The following is an 18,678-nucleotide window of genomic DNA, read 5'->3' as shown; positions in this document are numbered from 1 at the left end:
GCAAGCTGTTGCATGGTGATGATTTTTAGCGGCTAACGCTTGTCTGGCAAGCGCTGGCAGCTACTGAATTCATAATTTGTGGTTTTCCACCAGTTTGGGGGCTGCTTCCACTTTGCGTGCCAGTTGCTCGCGCAGCAGGCGCAGCTTTTCGCGCGGGTCTTCACGGGCGGTGCTGGCATCCAGATTCATCTCCTTGATGAAGCGGCTGGGCTGGCACTGCACCATCTCGCGGCCTTTCTTGCGCCGTTTTGTCCAACTGACCACCAGTGTGCGCTGGGCGCGGGTAATGCCCACGTACATCAGGCGGCGCTCTTCCTGCAGGCGGGCGGCAATGTCATCGCTCACCTTTTCCTGCTTGCCATCGTTGTCGTCCAGTTTGAAGGGCAGCATGCCCTCGGTCACGCCCACCAGCATCACATGCGGCCACTCAAGGCCCTTGGAGGCGTGCAGTGTGGACAGGATCACCATGTCCTGCTCTTTCTCGCGCTCGCTGATGGTGGACAGCAGCGCAATGTTCTGCGCCACTTCCAGCAGGCTTTTGACTTCGGTCTGCGTGGTGGTGCCTGCGGCATCTTCCACCTGGCCGCCGGCGCGCTGGCTCATCCAGTCGCAGAACTCCAGCACATTGGTCCAGCGCGCGGCGGCGACGGTTTCGCTGTCTTCGCTGTCGTACAGGTACTGCTCGTAGCCAATTTCCTTGAGCCAGTCGAGCATGAAGGTGCGTGAAGCTTCAGCCCCCAGCGTGTGGCGGGCGCGGTACTCCAGATCGTTGATGTAGCGGCCAAACTCCAACAGGCCCTCGTGCGCCTTTTTGGGCAGCACGGCGGCGAGCATGTGGGAAAACAGGGCGCCGAACATGGACAGCTTGTGCTGGCCCGAAAACTCGCCCAGTTTGCCCAGCGTGGTGTGGCCAATGCCGCGCTTGGGTGTGCCAATAGCACGCAGGAAGGCCGGATCGTCGTCGTTGTTGATCCACAGGCGAAACCACGCGCACAGGTCTTTGATTTCGGCGCGGTCAAAAAATGACGTGCCGCCCGAGACCTTGTACGGAATGTTGAGCTTGCGCAGCGCTTTTTCAAACGGCTTGGCCTGGTGGTTGGCGCGGTAGAGGATGGCAAAGTCTTTCCACGCGGGCTGCGGGTTCATGTTGGCGCGCAGGCTCTGGATGCGCATGGCTGCGCGTTCGGCCTCGTGCTCTTCGGTATCGCAGTCCTGAATGCGTACAGGCTCGCCCTCGCCCAGTTCCGAAAACAGCGTTTTGGGAAACAGCTTGGGGTTGGGGCCGATCACATTGTTGGCCGCGCGCAGGATGGCGCTGGTGGAGCGGTAGTTTTGCTCCAGCTTGATGAGCTTGAGGTGGGGGTACTCAATCGGCAGCTTTTTCAGGTTGTCCAGCGTGGCACCGCGCCAGCCGTAGATGGACTGGTCGTCGTCACCCACAGCGGTGAAATGGGCGCGCTCACCCACCAACAGTTTCAGCAGTTCGTACTGCGTGGCGTTGGTGTCCTGGTATTCGTCGACCAACACGTGGCCCAGCAGGCGCTGCCATTTCTCGCGCACCTCGGCGTGGTTTTTCAGCAGGCGCATGGGCATGCCGATCAAATCGTCAAAGTCCACGCTCTGGTAGGCGGTCAGGCGCTCTTCGTAGCGCTGCATGATCAGGGCAATGCTGCGCTCGTGGTCGTCCTGGGCCATGGCCAGGGCCTTGCGGCTGTCCCAGCCCGCGTTCTTCCAGTTGCTGATGGTCCACTGCCACTGGCGCGCGGTGGCCACGTCCGTGGTGCCGCCGGCACAGTCTTTGAGGATGCCGGTGACATCGTCCGAATCCAGAATGCTGAAGCTGGGTTTGAGGCCCAGCACATGCCCGTCCTCGCGCACCATGCGCACGCCCAGCGAGTGGAAGGTGCAGATCATCACGTCTTTGGCGGGCTTGCCGATCAGACCCTTGGCACGCTCGCGCATTTCGGCGGCGGCCTTGTTGGTGAAGGTGATGGCTGCAATGCGTTTGGGGGCCAGGCCGTTGTCGATCAGCTTGCCAATCTTGTGCGTGATGACGCGGGTTTTGCCCGAGCCCGCGCCCGCCAGCACCAGACACGGGCCTTCGGTGTAATGGACAGCTTGGAGTTGGGCAAGGTTCAGACCAGCAGACATGGGTAGGCAACAAAGAGCAAAAAGAAGAGCAAAAACAACGAACGCCTGACCAACGAAGTGAAACTGGCAGGCAGGCGTGAGCCAATCATACGCAAGCTGCGTGGCTGCCACCGCCCGCTGCGCGCTTGCCCGTGTGGGCAGCGAGTTTGCCCATCGCAACAGTTGTCGCCTGCGCGTAAGCGGTGTAGTGGAAAGTAGCATTGCCACTGCCACAATCGCGCACCGTGCTGTCCATACTTGCTGTCACCTTCCCGTTTTTTGCCTTGGTGCTCTGCGGCTTTGTTGCCACGCGCAGGGGAGTACTGCCGCTGGCTGCCATTCCTGGGCTCAACACCTTTGTGCTGTACTTTGCGCTGCCGTGCATGCTGTACCGCTTTGGTGCGCAAACGCCGATTGCGCAGTTGATCGATCCGGCGGTGGGCCTTGTGTATCTGGCATGTGGTCTGCTGGTGGTGGCCGGCACGGTGGCGGCTACCCGCCAGCGTTGGGGCTGGAACGACGCTGCATTTGGCGCGTTGGTGGCGGCCTTTCCCAACTCTGGATTTATGGGGGTGCCACTGCTGGTTGCCCTGCTGGGCGAGGCCAGTGCCGGGCCAGTCATTTTGACCATGGCGATTGATATGGTCATTACCACTTCGCTGTGTATTGCGCTCTCGCGCCTCGGGCAGGGTGAAGGGGGTGCGGTGCAGGCGCTGCGCAAGGCCCTGGGCGGCATGCTGACCAACCCCATGCCGTGGTCGATCGTGCTGGGGGCGCTGGCATCGGCGTGGGCGTTTGCGCTACCTGGGCCGGTGGAGAAAACCGTGGCCATGTTGGCAGGTGCTGCTTCGCCGGTGGCCTTGTTCACCATTGGTGCGGTATTGGCACGCTCGCAAATCAACCTGCACGAGCAGGTGCAGCCGCGCCACTACGTGCCGATTGCCCTGGTCAAGTTGCTGCTGCACCCGCTGCTGGTGTGGCTGGCCTGTCAGGCAGCGATGGCCGCTGGTGTCGTGATGGCGCCGCTGACGGTGACGGCCTTGGTGTTGGTGGCTGCATTGCCGAGCGCCAGCAATGTCTCGCTGCTGACGGAGCGCTTTGGCGCCCACGGCGGTCGTGTGGCACGCATTATTTTGGTCAGCACGGCGCTGGCATTTGTGACGTTCTCGGGCGCCGTGGCGCTGCTGGTGTAAGCTTTCGCACTATTTTTATAAGTAAATAAGTGCAACCGCTGTGTCTAGTTCCATGACAGCGTCTTTTTTGGCCATTTCTGCGTGAAATAGGTGCTGGACTAGGCCGAGGTGATGGAGCCAATCTGGGCGCAGGGTTGCAACTGGTCCATGCACGAATCCATATCGCGCCCCGGTTCGGCACATCCCTTGCCGCGCCTTCTTGCCTTTGCACTGGTCTATTTTCTAGCGTGGAGCACTTTGCCTGCACTGCTTGGGCATAGCTTCCCTTTGGATGTGGTCGAGAGTCTTTCGTGGGGCAAGGAATGGCAATGGGGGTATTACAAACACCCGCCATTGGCACCAATCGTTTTAAATATTTTTTATGAAGGCTTGGGCAAGTTTGGCCCTTATGTGCTCAGTCAACTGTGCATTGCCTTAACGCTGACGCTGGTGTGGCTGACTGGAAGACGCCTGATGGATGCGCAGCGCGCTGTGTTGGGAGTCGTGCTTACTATGGGAGTGGCTTATTACAACTTCCCGGCGATTGAGTTCAACCACAACATTGCCCAAATGCCGATCTGGGCCGCTTTGGGGTATCTGTTCGTTGCAGCGCTGCAAGAGAATAAGTTGCGCTATTGGATCGGCTTAGGGGTAGTGGCCGGCCTTGGGATGCTGACCAAGTACTCGATTGCGGTTCTTTTACTGACTTTAGGTCTCTATCTACTCGGCAGTGCGCAATATCGCAAAGTTTTGCTGCGGCCAGGGCCTTGGCTGGCTGTGTGCTTGATGGCGCTGATATTTGCGCCACATATGCTTTGGCTGAAAGCTTCGCAATGGCTACCATTTGCATATGCCAGTGGGCGGGCACTGTCTGAAACTGGCGACCCTCGCCTTGAAGCATTCGGTTTTCCGTTGACACAATTGGCGGCTCATTTGCCTTTGCTGGGCGTGCTGGCATGGGCATGGTGGCGCAGCCGCCGCGAATCGCTAGGAGGTGTCGTGGCCGCAGAGCGTCGTTGGCATGCTTCCAGTCCTTCTTTGCTGCTCGTGTTAACCCTGTTGCCTGGGCTGATCGTAATGTTGCTCGGCGTGCTGCTGGGTTTGCGCTTGCGAGATATGTGGGGATCTCCGATGTGGGCTTTTAGTGGTTTGCTGGTGATGGCGCTGCTGCCTGATGTACGCCTACCCTCCCTGCAGCCTAAATTGTTGCGTGGCATTGCTGTCTGGCTGGTTCTGGTGAGTATTTTTATGGTGCTTTATATGAGCCATGGCGCTCAACTGCGCAACCGTCCGGGGCGTGTGGATTGGCCTGCTGCCGCTATCGCACAACAGGCTGAGCAAGCATGGGGTATGCACAGCACCTGTCGCTTGGATACGGTGGCTGGTGACTACTGGTTGGCGGGCTTGCTTTCTGCTTATAGCGCAGCACGCCCTTCGGTACTGATTGATGGTGATCCCCGGTTTTCGCCTTGGGTCGATGTGCGCCGGTTGAAGCAGCATGGCGCTTTATGGGTCTGGCAGGAGAAGACGCAGAACGAGCACCCACAACCTCCGGAACCCTTGAAAAGCTTGAGCCGTGATGAAACCTTGCACACGGTAGAAGGGGCTTGGAAGATCACATGGCCCCATGCACCATCTTCCGCTCCCCTTGAGCTGAAATGGCGCGCTTATGTGCCGGAGCACTGTGTACTTGTGAAGTAATGCAGCAAGGGCCGATAGGCTTGGTAGCCACTCACCGGACTTGATTTGCTGGATGGTTAAGGCTTGCTACTACAACTTCCTGAGCATAAGCAGTGAAAATTCATCCCGGTTTTAGCTCCTGTATAGATAAGGCAGACTTTCTGTGAAAAGCGATTTCTACGCTGAATATGCACCTGCAGCCCCCTTGGCTGCTACGCCACGGGCGTCTTTGCAACTGTCATGTGTGGTTCCAGCCTACAACGAACAAGAGAACCTAGAGAAATTCGTTCGTGCGTTGATTCCTGTCGTACAAGGTTTGACGCAAGACTTTGAGATTCTCATCGTGAACGACGGCAGTCGTGATGACACGCACGATGTAGCCATGCGTTTGGTGGCACAGGGGCTGCCGGTGCGCTATTTGGCGCTGTCACGCAACTTTGGCAAGGAGGCGGCCATGTCCGCGGGGATTGACCATGCGCGCGGTAACGTGGTGTTGCTGATTGATGCTGACTTTCAGCATCCGCTGGAATTGCTGCCTGATATGCATCAGCTGTGGCAAAACGGCTATGAAATGGTCTATGGCGTGATTGCGGATCGCGGTGCAGAAAGTGGTGCCAAGCGGCTGGGTACCGATTTGTTCTACCGCCTGATGAATACTGGCAGCAGTGTGCAAGTCCCACCGAATGCGGGTGATTACCGCTGGATGGATCGCAAGGTGGTCGATGCCCTCAAGGCCTTGCCTGAGCGCCATCGATTCATGAAGGGTTTGTACGCGTGGGTTGGCTTTAAAACGGCTGCACTGCCGTTTGTGCCCCAAGACCGCGCTGCGGGTGAATCCAGTTTCAACTTGCGCCGATTGGGGTCTTTGGCCCTGCTGGGTTTGACTTCGTTTACCACGCTGCCACTGCGCATATGGAGTGTCATTGGAGGCGGGGTAGCGTTGTTGGCGCTGCTGTATGGTGCCTGGATCATCGCAGACACCTTGATTTTTGGCACAGACTTGGCTGGGTGGCCCACGTTGTCCGCTGGCATCATGTTGTTTTCTGGCGTGCAACTGATGTCGATTGGTATTTTGGGTGAGTACATTGGCCGCATCTATGACGAGGTCAAACAGCGCCCCACTTACCTGATCGCCCGTGACGAGGATCGCAGCCCCCTGCGTGAGCCGCAATGAGTGTAGGGCGTGTGGTGCTGCAGCGCCTGCAGGCTTTGCCCCAGGGGCTGCAGTTTGTGTTGGTGGGCGGTAGTGCAGCGGCAACCCATTTGGCGGTGGTTGGGCTTTTGGTCGCTTTGTGGGGGCTGCCACCCCTGGGGGCGAACGTGCTGGGCTTTTTAGTGGCGTTTATCGTCAGCTACAACGGCCATGCATGGTTGACGTTTGCGGTAGCCCAGGCCCGTGGGTGGGGAACTGTGGCACGTTTTTTTGCCGTGGCCTGCCTGTCGTTTGTGGCCAACGAGCTGCTGTATGCCGCTGCCTTGCATTGGTTGGATTGGCATTATTTTTGGAGCCTGGCCGCCGTGCTGGTGCTCGTGGCGATAGGCACTTTTGTGCTGAGCAAGTTTTGGGCGTTTAAGGCGCGTGCTGCATGACCTCTCCCACCGCGCCCCGTGCGCTGATTTTGTGTGCCGATGATTACGCCTTGCACCCTGCAGTGGATGCGGCGGTGGAGCAACTGACCATGGCAGGGCGCTTGTCGGCCACCAGTTGCATGACCACGTCGCCCCGCTGGGCCGAGGCAGCCCCACGTTTGCAAGCGCTGCGCCCGCGGCTGTCTGTGGGCCTGCACTTCAATCTGACCGAAAGCCACGGGGGAGCGGCTGCGGCTCAGCCCCTGGCCACGGTGATTCGCCACGCCTACACCGGTATGTGGAGTGCCGATGCCATGCGCCGCATGTGGGCCCAGCAGCTTGACGCATTTGAAGCGGCCCTGGGCTCGCCGCCGGACTTTATTGATGGGCACCAGCATGTGCACCAGTTGCCAGGGTTTGCCGATGCCATGCTGCACGTGCTGCGTCAGCGCTATACGGCGCAACAGATGCCGTGGGTGCGCTCCACAGCACCGATGGGCACGTTGTGGCGCAGTCCCAAGGCGGCCATCATTGCCTTGCTGGGCGGTTGGCAAACCACGCGCCGCTTGCGCCAAGCGGGTGTGGCTATCAACCAAGGTTTTGGCGGGGTATATGGTTTTGATGCGCCCACCCCTGAGAGGTATGGCACGCAAATGGCGCAGTGGCTGGCGCAGGTGCAAAACGGCAGTTTGCTAATGTGCCACCCCGCCACCACCGAAGTGGTAGGTGATGCGATTGGTGCGCAGCGACCAGTGGAGTTTGCGTATTTGATGTCTGACGCCTTTGGTGCTTTGCTGCAGGCCCAGCAGTGCCAGATTCAGCAAGGGCCTTTAATGCCTTTGTTGAAGCTTTGATTCGCGATGCACTGCAACATTACCGCAAACCATTCAAGTCGCCGTATACGCGCAAATTGCTGGGGAGAGATCGCTGTGACAGCGGGGATGGTGATTTGCAAATTGGGCGATGTTCACAGCTTCATCGGCCACTTTTTCACATCCAGTACGCTGCGCGGCCCACAAAGGCTTTGATATGCATTCTGATAACAACAAACATCTGCTTTGGCGCGGCCTCCTTGGCTGGGCATTTCTTTTTTTACCCGCCCTGCTGGAAGGTATTTCTGCTCCAGCCATAGGCTTATGGCTGGCTTCTGTATTTTTGTTCTGGGCATTCATGCTGTGGCGTCCAGCATTAGTGCTTGCACTGCTTTTTTTGCTGACCGTCGGAACGGTCAATGTGGTTCATATTGGTTTTTTTGGTAATTTGGCGGACCAAATTTTTTTAGCTACCGCACAGAGAACCAATTGGGAAGAAACGCGCGAATTTATCGGTGTTCTACCTTGGAAGTGGGTGACTGTAGCGGCACTGTGGCTGGTTGCCGGGATCTTTGCCGCGGCTCAAGTTTGGAAGCTTGCACCGCTGCTGAAGCGGTCATCGTGGCCGTGGAAAGTAGCACTGCTTGGATTGACGATCTGGGTGGTTTTTATTGCATTTGCGCTGGCAAAACGTTACAGCTTTGAAGAGGTCACACGCAAACTCAAAACCATCTATCCCATGCATATCGTACGTGCCTGGACTGCGCAGCAGCAATTGACGGAGCAGCTGTTTTACACCCCCAAGTTGCCATCCACCACGGCACAGGCACCGCAGGTGGATACCTTGGTGGTGGTGATCGGTGAAAGTGCTTCTGCGGAGCGTTGGTCGCTTCTTGGCTACCAGCAGGCCGATACCAACGGTGCCCTGGCACAAATGCAAAACTTGCAAGTTGTGAGAGCGATGGCGCACGGCCTGAATACTGCCGCAGCGTTGCCCTATCTATTGACCGGTATGTCTGCACAACAAAGTGTGGAGGATCTGGCACCGTCGTTTCTGGATATTGCGCAACATGCGGGCTACAAAACATTTGTTTTGAGTAATTCGCGCTATCACAGTTCTGTGGAAGATTTTTACGGTGTGACCTTCCGGCGCGCAGCTGATAGTTTTGTGAAAGTGGGTAATGGCGATTGGGATGGTGTTTTGACCGCACCTCTCGAAGCAGCATTGCATGACCCGGCACCCAAGAAGCTGATTGTTTTGCATACGTATGGCAGCCACTTTCAAGTGCAAGAGCGCTACCCCCGCAGCGCTGCACGCTTTGCGGATGTCTATGACAATTCTTTGCGCTACACCAGTGATTTGTTGGTGCAGTGGATTCAACGTATCGAGCAAAGCACAACGCAGCAGCAGACAGCGATGCTCATTTACTCCAGCGACCATGGAGTGGCGATGCCTCCTTGCGCCGATCATTACCGCACAGGCAGCGGCTTGAGCAGTTTGCAGGTGCCTTTGCTGGTCTGGAGCAGCCTCACCTTGTCGGCGCAGAGGGCTGCGCTGCCACAGTTTGCAGACCATGAACGTGAGCATCTTGTGCGCAGCAACGCCGAAGTGGCGGATATTGCAGTGGCGGCACTGGGATTCCCGGATGCTTTAAAACCTTCGCACCGCCGTGAGCTTTCTTTCAATGGCCTTGGTTGGACTGAGCTTCAACAACGCGATGCATGCAGCTTGCAGTAGGGGGGGGACTCAATGGTTCCAGGGTCGCAGTAGCGAAAAAAGGCCAGGGCAGGGAGAGTCGATCCAACAGCCGCTGGCAGCGCATTTTTTCGGTATTTGTGGTGCGGTTGCCTCGAACCTCTTCGCGACTCCTTAAGCTGCAAGCACTGAAAAATACGTTTCACAAAGTCAGCGGGTCTACATCGACCAGCCAGCGCACGATGCTTTTGTGCGGGGGGTGGCCGCGCACCCAGTGCAGCCAGGGTTGCCAGGCATGCAAAAACCTTTGCAGAGCGCGGCGGTCGGTGGCCTCAATCAGCATTTGGGCGCGCTCGACATTGGCCACGCGCTGCACGGTCATGGGTATGGGTGGGTAGAGAAACACCTCGTCCAGATGCGGCAACTGGCCTTGGCGGGCGGCATCGGTGGCAGCACGCAAAAAGGCCTGGGCGGCGTCTTGGGTTTTGGCATCGGCACGCACCAGTGCCTGGAAGGCAAAGGGCGGCATTGCGGCGTCTTGGCGTTCACGCAGTTGCTGTTGGGCAAAACTGGGGTAGTCGTGCTGGCGCAGGGCCTGGTAGACCATGTGCTGCGGCTCAAAGCTTTGTATCCACATCTCGGGGTGGCTGCCTTGTGCGCTGATGTAGCTGGCGTCGCGCCCAGCACGGCCTGCGGCTTGCATCAGCAGGCAAAACAGGCGCTCGGGCGCGCGAAAGTCGCTGCTGAACAGCGCGCCGTCGGGCTGTACGGCAGCCACCAGGGTGATACGGCGAAAGTCATGCCCTTTGGCCACCATTTGCGTGCCCACCAGCACATCGACCTCGCCGCTGTGCACCAGCGCCAGCTGCTCTTCAAGCGCGCCTTTGTGCTTGGTGGTGTCGGCATCAATACGGCCAATGCGTGCGGGCCTGCCGTCGGGGCGCTGCACATTGCGCAGCAAGCGTTCCAGTTCTTCTTCGAGCTGCTCCGTGCCCTTGCCCAGCGGCAGGATGTCGGGGTTGCCGCATGCGGGGCAGGCGTGGGGCACGCGGCGCGTGTCGCCGCAGTGGTGGCAGCGCAGGGTGCGGTCGCCCTTGTGAAAGACTTGGTGGGCGCTGCAGTGCGGGCAGTCACTTTTCCAGTTGCATTCGGCGCAAAACAGCACGGGCGCAAAGCCACGGCGGTTAAGCAAAATCAGGCTTTGCTCGCCTTTTTGAACGCGTTCGGTAATAGCGGCCAGCAGCGGCGGAGAAAACACCGTCTTCTTGGGTTGTTGCGTCATGTCCACCATGCGCAGGCGGGGCAATGCACCGGCCCCAATGCGGCTGGGCATGTGCAGGCGCAGGTAACGGCCCACGGCCGGGTCGCTGGCGTGCCAGCTCTCCAGTGAGGGGGTGGCGCTGCCCAAGATGACTTTGGCGCCGCAGTCATGGCCGCGCCACAGTGCCAGATCACGGGCAGAGTAGCGGGCGCCTTCTTGCTGCTTGTAGCTGGGGTCGTGCTCTTCGTCGACCACGATCACCTTCAGCCCCGGCAGGCTGGCAAACACCGACATGCGGGTGCCCAGCACGATGCGGGCTTGCCCGGTGTGGGCCGCCAGCCAGCTTTTGAGGCGTTGCACATCCGTCATACCGCTGTGCATGCTGACCACGGCTTGGGCGCCGTACATAGGGGTGAAGCGTGCTTCAAAGCGCTCTTGCAGCTGGGGCGTGAGGTTGATCTCCGGCACCATCACCAGCGCTTGGGCCTGCGGGTCGGCATCCAGTGCCTGCTGCACCACGCGCATGTAGACCTCGGTCTTGCCGCTGCCGGTACTGCCGTACAGCAAAAAGGGGCCGGGGTTTTGCGCAATTTGGCTGCAAACGCTTTGCTGCTCAGCGCTGAGTGCTATCAATGCTGGCGGTGCTGGTGCCGCCGCAGGTACTGCTGTTTCATGGGTAGCAGCTTCCAGCGCGGCGGCGGCTTTTTTGCTGAGTTTCTTGGGTTTTGGCGGCTGCAACCGCTTGGCCAGTTGCTCGGCCGTCATATCGCGCAGGGCGGGCGGCAGGCCGGCCATGGCGATCTCGCCCACGCTGCGTTGGTAATAGCGGGCGGCAAAGCTGACCAAGCGCTGCCAATGACCGTTCATCGGCTCCAATCCCTCCATGACGGCCTCGATGGGGCGCAACTTGGCCGTGTCGACTGGGGTTGCATCCTTTGGGGCTGCCCACACCACGCCCAGCAAATGGCGGGTGCCCAAAGGCACCCGCACCAACGTGCCGGCGGGCACGTTGGTGCTGTGGATGTAGCTCAAAGGGGTGCCTACGCCGCTGTGAACCGGCGTGTGGACGGCCACATGAACGACGTGGAATGTAGGAGCCTGCTCGGGCATGGGCGTCAGATCTAGCGAAAGCGCTACTTATTCAAGTTTCTGTGGATAACTTTGTGGGGATTGTTTACCACAGCCAGTGTGGCTCAAAGCGCACATCCACACTTTTATTTTGATATGACAGACTTGTCATAAAAAACATCAAGTAAAAACAATGACTTGCTACATTGCTTCGTCATATTTTGCTATAGCCTTCGTGGTGCGGTGAAACCCTGCCCGCATGCACGAAGTTGTGCATAAGTTCAAAGCCGTGCACATGTCAAGTGCGTAGAAGTAAGCAGTAGATGCGCGCGCCTTGCGCGGATTTGTTGTTTTTTGCGCGAATTCAGTCGTTTTTTCACCACGCCATGAACGACACAGCCCGTAGTCCAAGGCCTACGGGCTGATGTGAGTGGGCGCTAATTAATGCGCGGTGCGTTAAACCGCTTGGCGCAGCTGGCGCGAGTAGCTGTGCACGGTTTCCACCAGTGCGGCGACATGCTCGGGTGGCGTGAACTGGCTGATGCCGTGGCCCAGGTTGAAAATATGGGTGGGACCGTTCGTCGTGGTGTCGGTGTGCGGACGGCCAAAGCTGTCCAGCACCGCGCGTGCCTGGGCGGCTACTTGCTCGGGTGGTGCAAACAGCACGTTGGGGTCGATATTGCCCTGCAGGGCCTTGCCGGGGCCGCCTGCTTCACCACCGACGATGGCGCGGGCTTTGCCCAAGTTGGCGGTCCAGTCCAGGCCCAGCACTTCGCAGTCGATGTCTTTCATCTCAGGCAGCCAGATGCCGCCGCCCTTGGTGAAGACGATGCGCGGCACGTCGGTGCCATCCACGCCGGTGCGCTTGAGCTGTGCCAGCACGCGCTTGGTGTAAGCCAAGCTGAATTCCTGGAACATGCCGTCGGCCAGCACGCCGCCCCAGCTGTCAAAAATCATCACGGCCTGGGCGCCCGCGTCGATCTGGGCGTTCAGGTAGGCGGCTACGCTGTCGGCGTTGATCTGCAAGATCTTGTGCATCAGGTCGGGGCGCGCGTACATCAGGCTCTTAACCTGGCGGTAGTCGTCGCTGCCCTTGCCTTCGACCATGTAGCAGGCCAGTGTCCATGGGCTGCCAGAGAAGCCAATCAGCGGCACGCGGCCGTTCAGCGCCTTGCGGATGCTGGTGACGGCGTCAAACACGTAGCGCAGCTTGTCCATGTCGGGCACGGCCAGCTCGGCCACGGCGGCTTCGTCGCGCACGATCTTGGCAAAGCGCGGGCCTTCGCCTTCGGCGAACGACAGGCCCAAGCCCATGGCATCAGGCACTGTGAGGATGTCGCTGAACAAAATGGCAGCGTCCAGCGGGAAGCGTTCCAGCGGCTGCAGCGTCACTTCGGTGGCGTACTGGACATTGGTGGCCAGGCCCATGAAGCTGCCGGCTTGCGCACGGGTGGCTTTGTACTCAGGCAGGTAGCGGCCAGCCTGGCGCATCAGCCACAGGGGCGTGTAGTCGGTGGCCTGACGACGGCAGGCGCGCAGGAAGGTGTCGTTCAAAAGGGGGGCAAAAGACATGGCGCTCACACTGAGAAAGGGCATGCCCCGCAGCGAAGGCTGGGAGGCGACAGCTCGGTTCTTGGGAACTGACCAGTTTAACGGATGGGCTGCAACTTGCCTTGCGTCAAGGGCTAGTTGCGGGCTGTAGCTGCCCTTGTCCTGATGCAGCGCAAGTCCTTGCCGGCCTGGCTGGCGGTTGCGAACAGGGGCGGGCCACTCGGTTATAGGACACAGCCAAGAGCGGGCAGGGCACAATCGCCCGCTTTGTTGGAACCACCCTGACCACGCCCGTGACCATGCCTGACTCCTTGCACATTCCCGCCTTCCAAAGCTTTACTTTGGCCATCTTGCTGTTCTTTGCCGGCCAGAAACTGGCCGAACACTGGAGCGTGGTGCGCCGCTACAGCATTCCAGAACCGGTGGTCGGGGGCTTTTTGTGCGCCTGTGTGGTGGGGCTGGCTTATATGGTGCTGGGCACCAAGATCACGTTTGATCTGGATGTGCGCGACACCTTGCTGCTGTACTTTTTTGCGGCGATTGGTTTGCGCTCGGACCTGATGACGCTCAAGGAAGGTGGCAAACCGCTGCTGGTGCTGCTGGCGCTGGCCACCGTGTTCATCGTGCTGCAGAACATGCTGGGCATGGGCGTGGCCGAGCTGTTCGGGCTGGATGCGCGGGCGGGCTTGATGACGGGCTCCATTTCACTCACGGGCGGCGTGGGCACCACGCTGGCGTGGGGGCCGATTTTTGTCGAGCAACTGGGTATTGCCAATGCGGTGGAGCTGGGCATGGCCAGCAATATGGTGGGCATGATTGCCGCCTGCACGATTGGCGGCCCGATTGCCAGCTACCTGCTGCGCCGCCACGCCATTCACGGCAGCGGTGCGCGCCCGCTGGATGTGGGCGTGCCCAACAAGCAGATGGTGGTGACGCTGGACTACTTTGGTGTGCTGCGCGCGTGGCTATGGCTGAACATGGCGCTGATGATTGGCGGCGTGATTACGCCGCTGTTCCACCAAGCGGGGCTGCAGCTGCCGATGTTTGTGGGCTGCTTGCTGGGCGGCATTATTTTGCGCAACACCTTGGGGCAGTGGATGCTCTCGCGCAAGCGCCGCAAGCTGGGGCAGTTCCACTGGACGAGCATGCGGCAGGGCCTGTCCATGATTTCCGATATCTGCCTGGGCATGTTCCTGACCATGGCGCTGATGGGGCTGCAGCTGTGGGTGCTGCAAGGTGTGATGGGCTTTGTGCTGACGGTGCTGGCGCTGCAAATTGGCATGACGGTGCTGTTTGCACGGTTTGTGGTGTTTCGCAGCATGGGCAAAGACTATGAGGCGGCCGTCATCACCGCAGGCTTTGGCGGGATTGCGCTGGGCTCTACCGCCACCGCTGTGGCCAATATGACCGCCGTGGCGCGCAGCCACGGGGCAGCGCACCGGGCGTTCATTGTGGTGCCGCTGGTGTGCGGCTTTTTTGTGGACATCGTGAACGCGCTCATCATCCAGCTGCTGATTTAGCCGCTGGGCGGTTGCGCCGCAGCGGGTGGCGCCAGCGTCACATGGCTGTCATTTGCGCCCTGCACAATACCGTTTGTGGGCTGATGAAGAATCTCGGGTAAGGCTGGTTGATCCTCTTTACAAGCAAACGAGCCTTGGTCCACGCCAATTCCCGGCCGCTGTTGGTGCCTGTGCCAGCAGCGGCTTTGCTTTTTGCGGTGGATAAAAAAGTAGCTGCCAGCGCTCAAAAAATAAGGACTTCAGATGTTTTTCTATCTGAAGTCCTTTTTTCATCAGCGCTGCAAGCTATCTTTTTTCTGTGCAGCCCTCAAGGCTTTACTGTCTTACAGCGTTTGCAGAGCGTTCAGCACCTCTTGCGTGCTGAGCAATTCACTGAGCACCACTGGCGCTTGGCCCGGCGCCAGCAGCACATACACGGGCACGCCGCTGCGGCCCAGCTTGGTCAGCTCAGCGGTGATGGCGGGGTCGCGCCGTGTCCAGTCGGCGCGCAGCAAGGCCACGTTGCGCTGGGCAAAAGCTGCCAGCACGTCGCCCTCCGCCAAGGTGGTGCGCTTGTTGTACTGGCAGGTCACGCACCAGGCAGCGGTGTAGTCCACAAACACGGGGCGGCCTTGGGCCAGCAACTCGGCTTGCGCGCTGGCAGACCACGCTTGCCAGCCTGTGCCGGTGGTTGCGCTGCTGCTGGCACTGGCCACAGGCAGCGGCTCCACCACATTGCGGCCAAAGCTGCTGGTCAGCCAGCCCGCCAGTGCCAGCACCAGCACGCTGAGCACCACGCGGGTTTTGCCTTGCAGCGTCAGCGCCCACGCGAGTGCGGCCAGGCACAGCAGCAACGCCAGCAAGGTGGCGGCGCCGTCAATACCGCTTTGCTGGCCCAGCACCCACACCAGCCAGATGACGGTGGCAAACATCGGAAAAGCCATGGCGCGGCGGAAGGTGTCCATCCACGCGCCGGGGCGCGGCAGCCAGCGCAGCAGCGCAGGCACCCAGCTCAGTAGGACGTAAGGGATGGCCATGCCGACGCCCAGCGCCGCAAAAACTGCCAGGGCTTGCGCCGCAGGCATGCCTACGGCAAAGCCCAGCGATGCACCCATGAAGGGCGCGGTGCAGGGTGATGCAATGGCCACCGCCACCACACCGGAGATAAAAGCATCGGCCAGCGGGTGGCGGGCATGCAAATTGGCGATGCGGCTGGGCACCATCTGGGTCAACTCAAAAACGCCCGCCAAGTTCAGACCAATCAAGGTGAACAGCGCGGCCAGGCCTGCCACCACCGCCGGCGACTGCAGCTGAAAGCCCCAGCCCAGCTGTTCGCCTGCAGCGCGCAGCGCCAGCAGCACACCGCCCAGCGCCATGAAGCTCAGCACCACGCCCGCGGCATAAGCCAGCCCGTTGGCACGCTGGGCGCGCACATCCGCGCCATGGCGCGCAAAGCCCATGAGCTTGATGGCCAGCACCGGAAAGACGCAGGGCATGAGGTTGAGCAGCAGGCCGCCAATCAGGCCACCGATCAAGGCCGCCACCCAGCTGCTGGTGCTGATGCTGCTGGCCGGAGCGGCGGGTGCGGTGCTGGAGGCTGCTTGCTGGTTGGCCGCCAATGCCGCTGCCAGTGCGGGGGAGACCTGGGCCAGGTCGGCCGCCGTCCAAGTGCCTTCGACCGGGGCGGTGATGCGCCATGACTGGGGCGGCGGTGCATGCGCCACATCGGCACCTGCCGCAGGCAGGCCCAGCACAAAGCTCAGTTGCGCGGGCGTTTCCCCGCGCATGGCGGACAGGGGCAGCTCGGCCGTCCAGACATCGCCTTCCCAGGCTTGTTGCCAGTCTTTGCCCAGCACGGCGGCGTGGTGAAAGGTGTCGGCAGATTCGGGGTAGAAGGCCAGTGTCTGGCCGTGGGCTGCAGCGGGCAGGCCTTGCACACGCAGGCTGACACGGTCGCCGCTGGGCAGCGCGCGAAAGACGGAGGGTGCCGCTTCGAGGGCTTGCGGTGCCTGGGCATGGGCCTGGGCAAAGTCGCTGGCCCACAGGGTGTCTGCCACCTGGGTGGGCAGGCTCAGGGCAAACTGCCCTTCTTCGGGAATGCATTCCACGCGGCACACCAGCCAGGAGGCGTTCAGGCGAATGTCTACCGTGCCGTCGGCGCGGGGCTGAAAGTCGGGGCCGACCTGCACGGTCACCGGCAGCAGCGCCGTGCCTTCATAGCCGTAGTTGAGCATGTCGCCCACGCGGATTTGCTGGGGCGTGGGCCACGCAATGTCTGCAGCCTGCATGCCGGTTGGCAGCTGCCAGTCCAGTTGCGTGGGCAGGCCGGAGTCGCCTGCATTCTTCCAGTAGGTGTGCCAGTCAGGCTGGTGCTGGATGCGCAAGCCCAGTTCCAGCGGCTGGCCGGGGGCAATGCCTTGTGGGGCCAGCGCTACCAGTTGCGCCTGCACGCGGGGGGTGGTGACGGTGTCTGACACCGCGGCGGCACTGGACGCGCCGCCCATCTTGAGCTGGATTTGCGCACGGGCAAGCGTGGGCAGCAAAGCGGAACACAGCGTCACAAGGCTGAGCACCATGAGCAGCGCAGCAGCCCGCGCGCGGCGGAAAGAGGTGGGGGCAGAAATCGGCATGACAGAGCTTGGATGCAGAAACCGCATTGTGGTTCCTGTATGCGTTGTCGTGCTCGGATTTCAGGGGGTGTCCGCAGTGGTGGCTGGTGTTTGCGAGGGTAAACGTTGACGCAGCGCACAGACCGGGGCAGGGGGCTGGCCTGCCACTTCGGCCGGGGTGGCCACGGTTTCCTCGTCTGCGGTGGGTTGACTGAGCATGCGTGCCTGGCGCCAGCGGCCCCAGCGGTAGTAGGCCACGCTCATGAGCATGGCGCAGACCGAGCTGGCAGGAAAGCTCCACCAGATGGCGTCTACGCCCAACCACGGTTGCAGCAGCTTGGCCACAGGTACGCGCACGCCCCACAGGGCAATGCCCAGAATAACCAGCGGAGGCATCACCGCACCCGTGGACCGCACCACGCCCGACAGTACAAAGGTGACGCCAAAGAACAGGAAGGAGCCCACGGCAATGTGGTTCAGGTGGCGGGCGGTGGCCAGGGCCTCGCTGCCTGCGGGCAAAAACAGCCCCAGTACCTGCCGGTCCAGCAACACGATCAGCGCGGCGAGGGCACCGGTCATCAGCACATTGCCCCACACGCCGGCCTTGGCGGTGCCGTCCACCCGGTGCCACTGGCCCGCGCCCACGTTCTGTGCGGCCATGGTGGAGCAGGCCGCTCCAATGGCCATGGCGGGCATTTGCACATAAGTCCACAGCTGCAAGGCGGCACCGTACGCAGACGAGGTTTCCACGCCATAGCCATTCACCATGGTCATGACCATCAGCATGGCCAAGGAAATCATGACCATTTGCGCGCCCATGGGTAGGCCTTTGATGACCAGTGCCTGCAGGATGCGCGCCTGGGGCAGGAAGAAATGCAGCTCATGGCTGCCAATCCACAGTGGGTGTTTGCGCCAGTACAGCCACAGCAGCATGGCCACAAAGCTGATGGCGTTGGAGACCAGGGTGGCGGTGGCTGCCCCCGTGATGCCCATTTGTGGGAAGGGGCCGAGGCCAAAAATCAGCACCGGGTTGAGGATGACGTCGAGCACCACCACGATCAGCAAGAAGATAAAGGGCGTGCGCGTATCGCCCGCGCCGCGCAAGATGGCGGAGATGAAGGCAAACAGATACAGCAGGGGCATGGCCAGAAAGATCACGCGCAAATAGCTTTCTGCCAGGGGCAAGGCCTGCTCGGGGGTGCCCATCCATTGCAAGATGTAACGCGATAGCGGGTAGCCAATCAGTGCGATAACCAAAGAGACAATGCCAAAAAACGTAGCGCTAGACCCAATCACAGTGCGCGCTTGCGTGAGATTTTTTGCTCCAATGCTTTGGGCCACCAAGATGGTGGCTGCCATGCCTACCCCAAAGATCAGGCCAATCAGCAAGAACATGATGTTGTTGGCATTGGCCGTAGCAGTGAGTGCTGCTTCCCCCAAGTACTTGCCCACCCACATGGCGTTCACGGAGCCGTTGAGGGACTGCAGCACGTTGCCCGCCAAGATGGGCAGTGAGAAAACGAGCAAGGTGCGGGCGATGGGGCCTTGGGTGAGGTCGCGCGTAGGCGTGCGCGCTGGGGCAGTAGACATAGGGGGATTGTGGTGGGGCGGATGCGCCAGTCTGCCGGACA

At 60.4% G+C, this 18,678-nt stretch carries 13 protein-coding genes; 7 read left to right on the top strand and 6 right to left on the bottom strand.

All coding sequences use genetic code 11. The features are described from left to right. Window positions 1-69 precede the first annotated feature (69 nt). Window positions 70-2,151, bottom strand: coding sequence for an ATP-dependent helicase (locus tag B3R00_RS04980; protein ID WP_286997797.1), 2,082 nt, complete (start codon window positions 2,149-2,151; stop codon window positions 70-72). Between the two features lie 224 nt (window positions 2,152-2,375). Here B3R00_RS04980 and B3R00_RS04975 point away from each other — a divergent pair, with 224 nt between their 5' ends. The 6 genes from B3R00_RS04975 (at window position 2,376) to B3R00_RS04950 (ending at window position 9,101) form a co-directional block, all read left to right on the top strand. Next, window positions 2,376-3,323 carry an AEC family transporter gene (locus tag B3R00_RS04975; RefSeq protein ID WP_286997795.1) on the top strand — a complete coding sequence of 316 codons (948 nt, stop codon included), beginning with the start codon at window positions 2,376-2,378 and terminating at the stop codon, window positions 3,321-3,323. 147 nt (window positions 3,324-3,470) lie between these two features. After that, on the top strand, window positions 3,471-5,003 hold the full coding sequence (locus B3R00_RS04970; RefSeq protein WP_286997794.1) for a glycosyltransferase family 39 protein: 1,533 nt from the start codon (window positions 3,471-3,473) through the stop codon (window positions 5,001-5,003). A gap of 142 nt (window positions 5,004-5,145) precedes the next feature. After that, complete coding sequence (locus tag B3R00_RS04965; protein WP_286997792.1) at window positions 5,146-6,156, top strand: glycosyltransferase family 2 protein; 1,011 nt, start codon at window positions 5,146-5,148, stop codon at window positions 6,154-6,156. Beyond that, window positions 6,153-6,572, top strand: a complete 420-nt coding sequence (locus tag B3R00_RS04960) for a GtrA family protein (protein ID WP_286997790.1) — start codon at window positions 6,153-6,155, stop codon at window positions 6,570-6,572. The genes B3R00_RS04965 and B3R00_RS04960 overlap by 4 nt, the downstream gene beginning before the upstream one ends. Next, window positions 6,569-7,405, top strand: a complete 837-nt coding sequence (locus B3R00_RS04955; protein WP_286997789.1) for a ChbG/HpnK family deacetylase — start codon at window positions 6,569-6,571, stop codon at window positions 7,403-7,405. Before B3R00_RS04960 ends, B3R00_RS04955 begins: the two co-directional genes overlap by 4 nt. 175 nt (window positions 7,406-7,580) lie before the next feature. Beyond that, on the top strand, window positions 7,581-9,101 hold the full coding sequence (locus tag B3R00_RS04950) for a sulfatase-like hydrolase/transferase (RefSeq protein WP_286997788.1): 1,521 nt from the start codon (window positions 7,581-7,583) through the stop codon (window positions 9,099-9,101). 160 nt (window positions 9,102-9,261) lie between these two features. Here B3R00_RS04950 and priA read toward each other — a convergent pair whose 3' ends face one another. Beyond that, entirely contained in the window at window positions 9,262-11,430 is a 2,169-nt protein-coding gene (priA, locus tag B3R00_RS04945) for a replication restart helicase PriA (protein WP_286997787.1), read from the bottom strand. A gap of 414 nt (window positions 11,431-11,844) precedes the next feature. Beyond that, window positions 11,845-12,960: a uroporphyrinogen decarboxylase gene (hemE, locus tag B3R00_RS04940; RefSeq protein WP_286997786.1), complete on the bottom strand. Its 1,116-nt coding sequence runs from the start codon at window positions 12,958-12,960 to the stop codon at window positions 11,845-11,847. Between the two features lie 278 nt (window positions 12,961-13,238). Here hemE and gltS point away from each other — a divergent pair, with 278 nt between their 5' ends. Continuing rightward, a complete protein-coding gene (gene gltS / locus B3R00_RS04935; RefSeq protein ID WP_286997785.1) occupies window positions 13,239-14,459 on the top strand; it encodes a sodium/glutamate symporter in 1,221 nt (406 codons plus the stop codon). Window positions 14,460-14,576: 117 nt separating this feature from the next. On the opposite strand, the gene B3R00_RS04930 is transcribed toward gltS, so the two are convergent. From B3R00_RS04930 to B3R00_RS04920, 3 genes are read right to left on the bottom strand one after another with little or no spacing between them, the layout of a single operon-like run. Further along, window positions 14,577-14,732: a hypothetical protein gene (locus B3R00_RS04930; RefSeq protein ID WP_286997783.1), complete on the bottom strand. Its 156-nt coding sequence runs from the start codon at window positions 14,730-14,732 to the stop codon at window positions 14,577-14,579. Window positions 14,733-14,782: 50 nt separating this feature from the next. Continuing rightward, entirely contained in the window at window positions 14,783-17,068 is a 2,286-nt protein-coding gene (locus B3R00_RS04925) for a protein-disulfide reductase DsbD family protein (RefSeq protein ID WP_286997781.1), read from the bottom strand. A gap of 60 nt (window positions 17,069-17,128) precedes the next feature. Continuing rightward, window positions 17,129-18,637 (bottom strand): MATE family efflux transporter, encoded by a 1,509-nt coding sequence (locus tag B3R00_RS04920; RefSeq protein WP_286997779.1) that lies wholly within the window; start codon window positions 18,635-18,637, stop codon window positions 17,129-17,131. Window positions 18,638-18,678: the final 41 nt, after the last annotated feature.

The sequence above is a fragment of the Comamonas sp. UBA7840 genome, assembly GCF_002501455.1.
Classification (GTDB): domain Bacteria; phylum Pseudomonadota; class Gammaproteobacteria; order Burkholderiales; family Burkholderiaceae_C; genus Comamonas; species Comamonas jiangduensis.
Note: the sequence above shows the minus strand (reverse complement) of the source record. Positions and strands in the feature narration are given on the sequence as shown.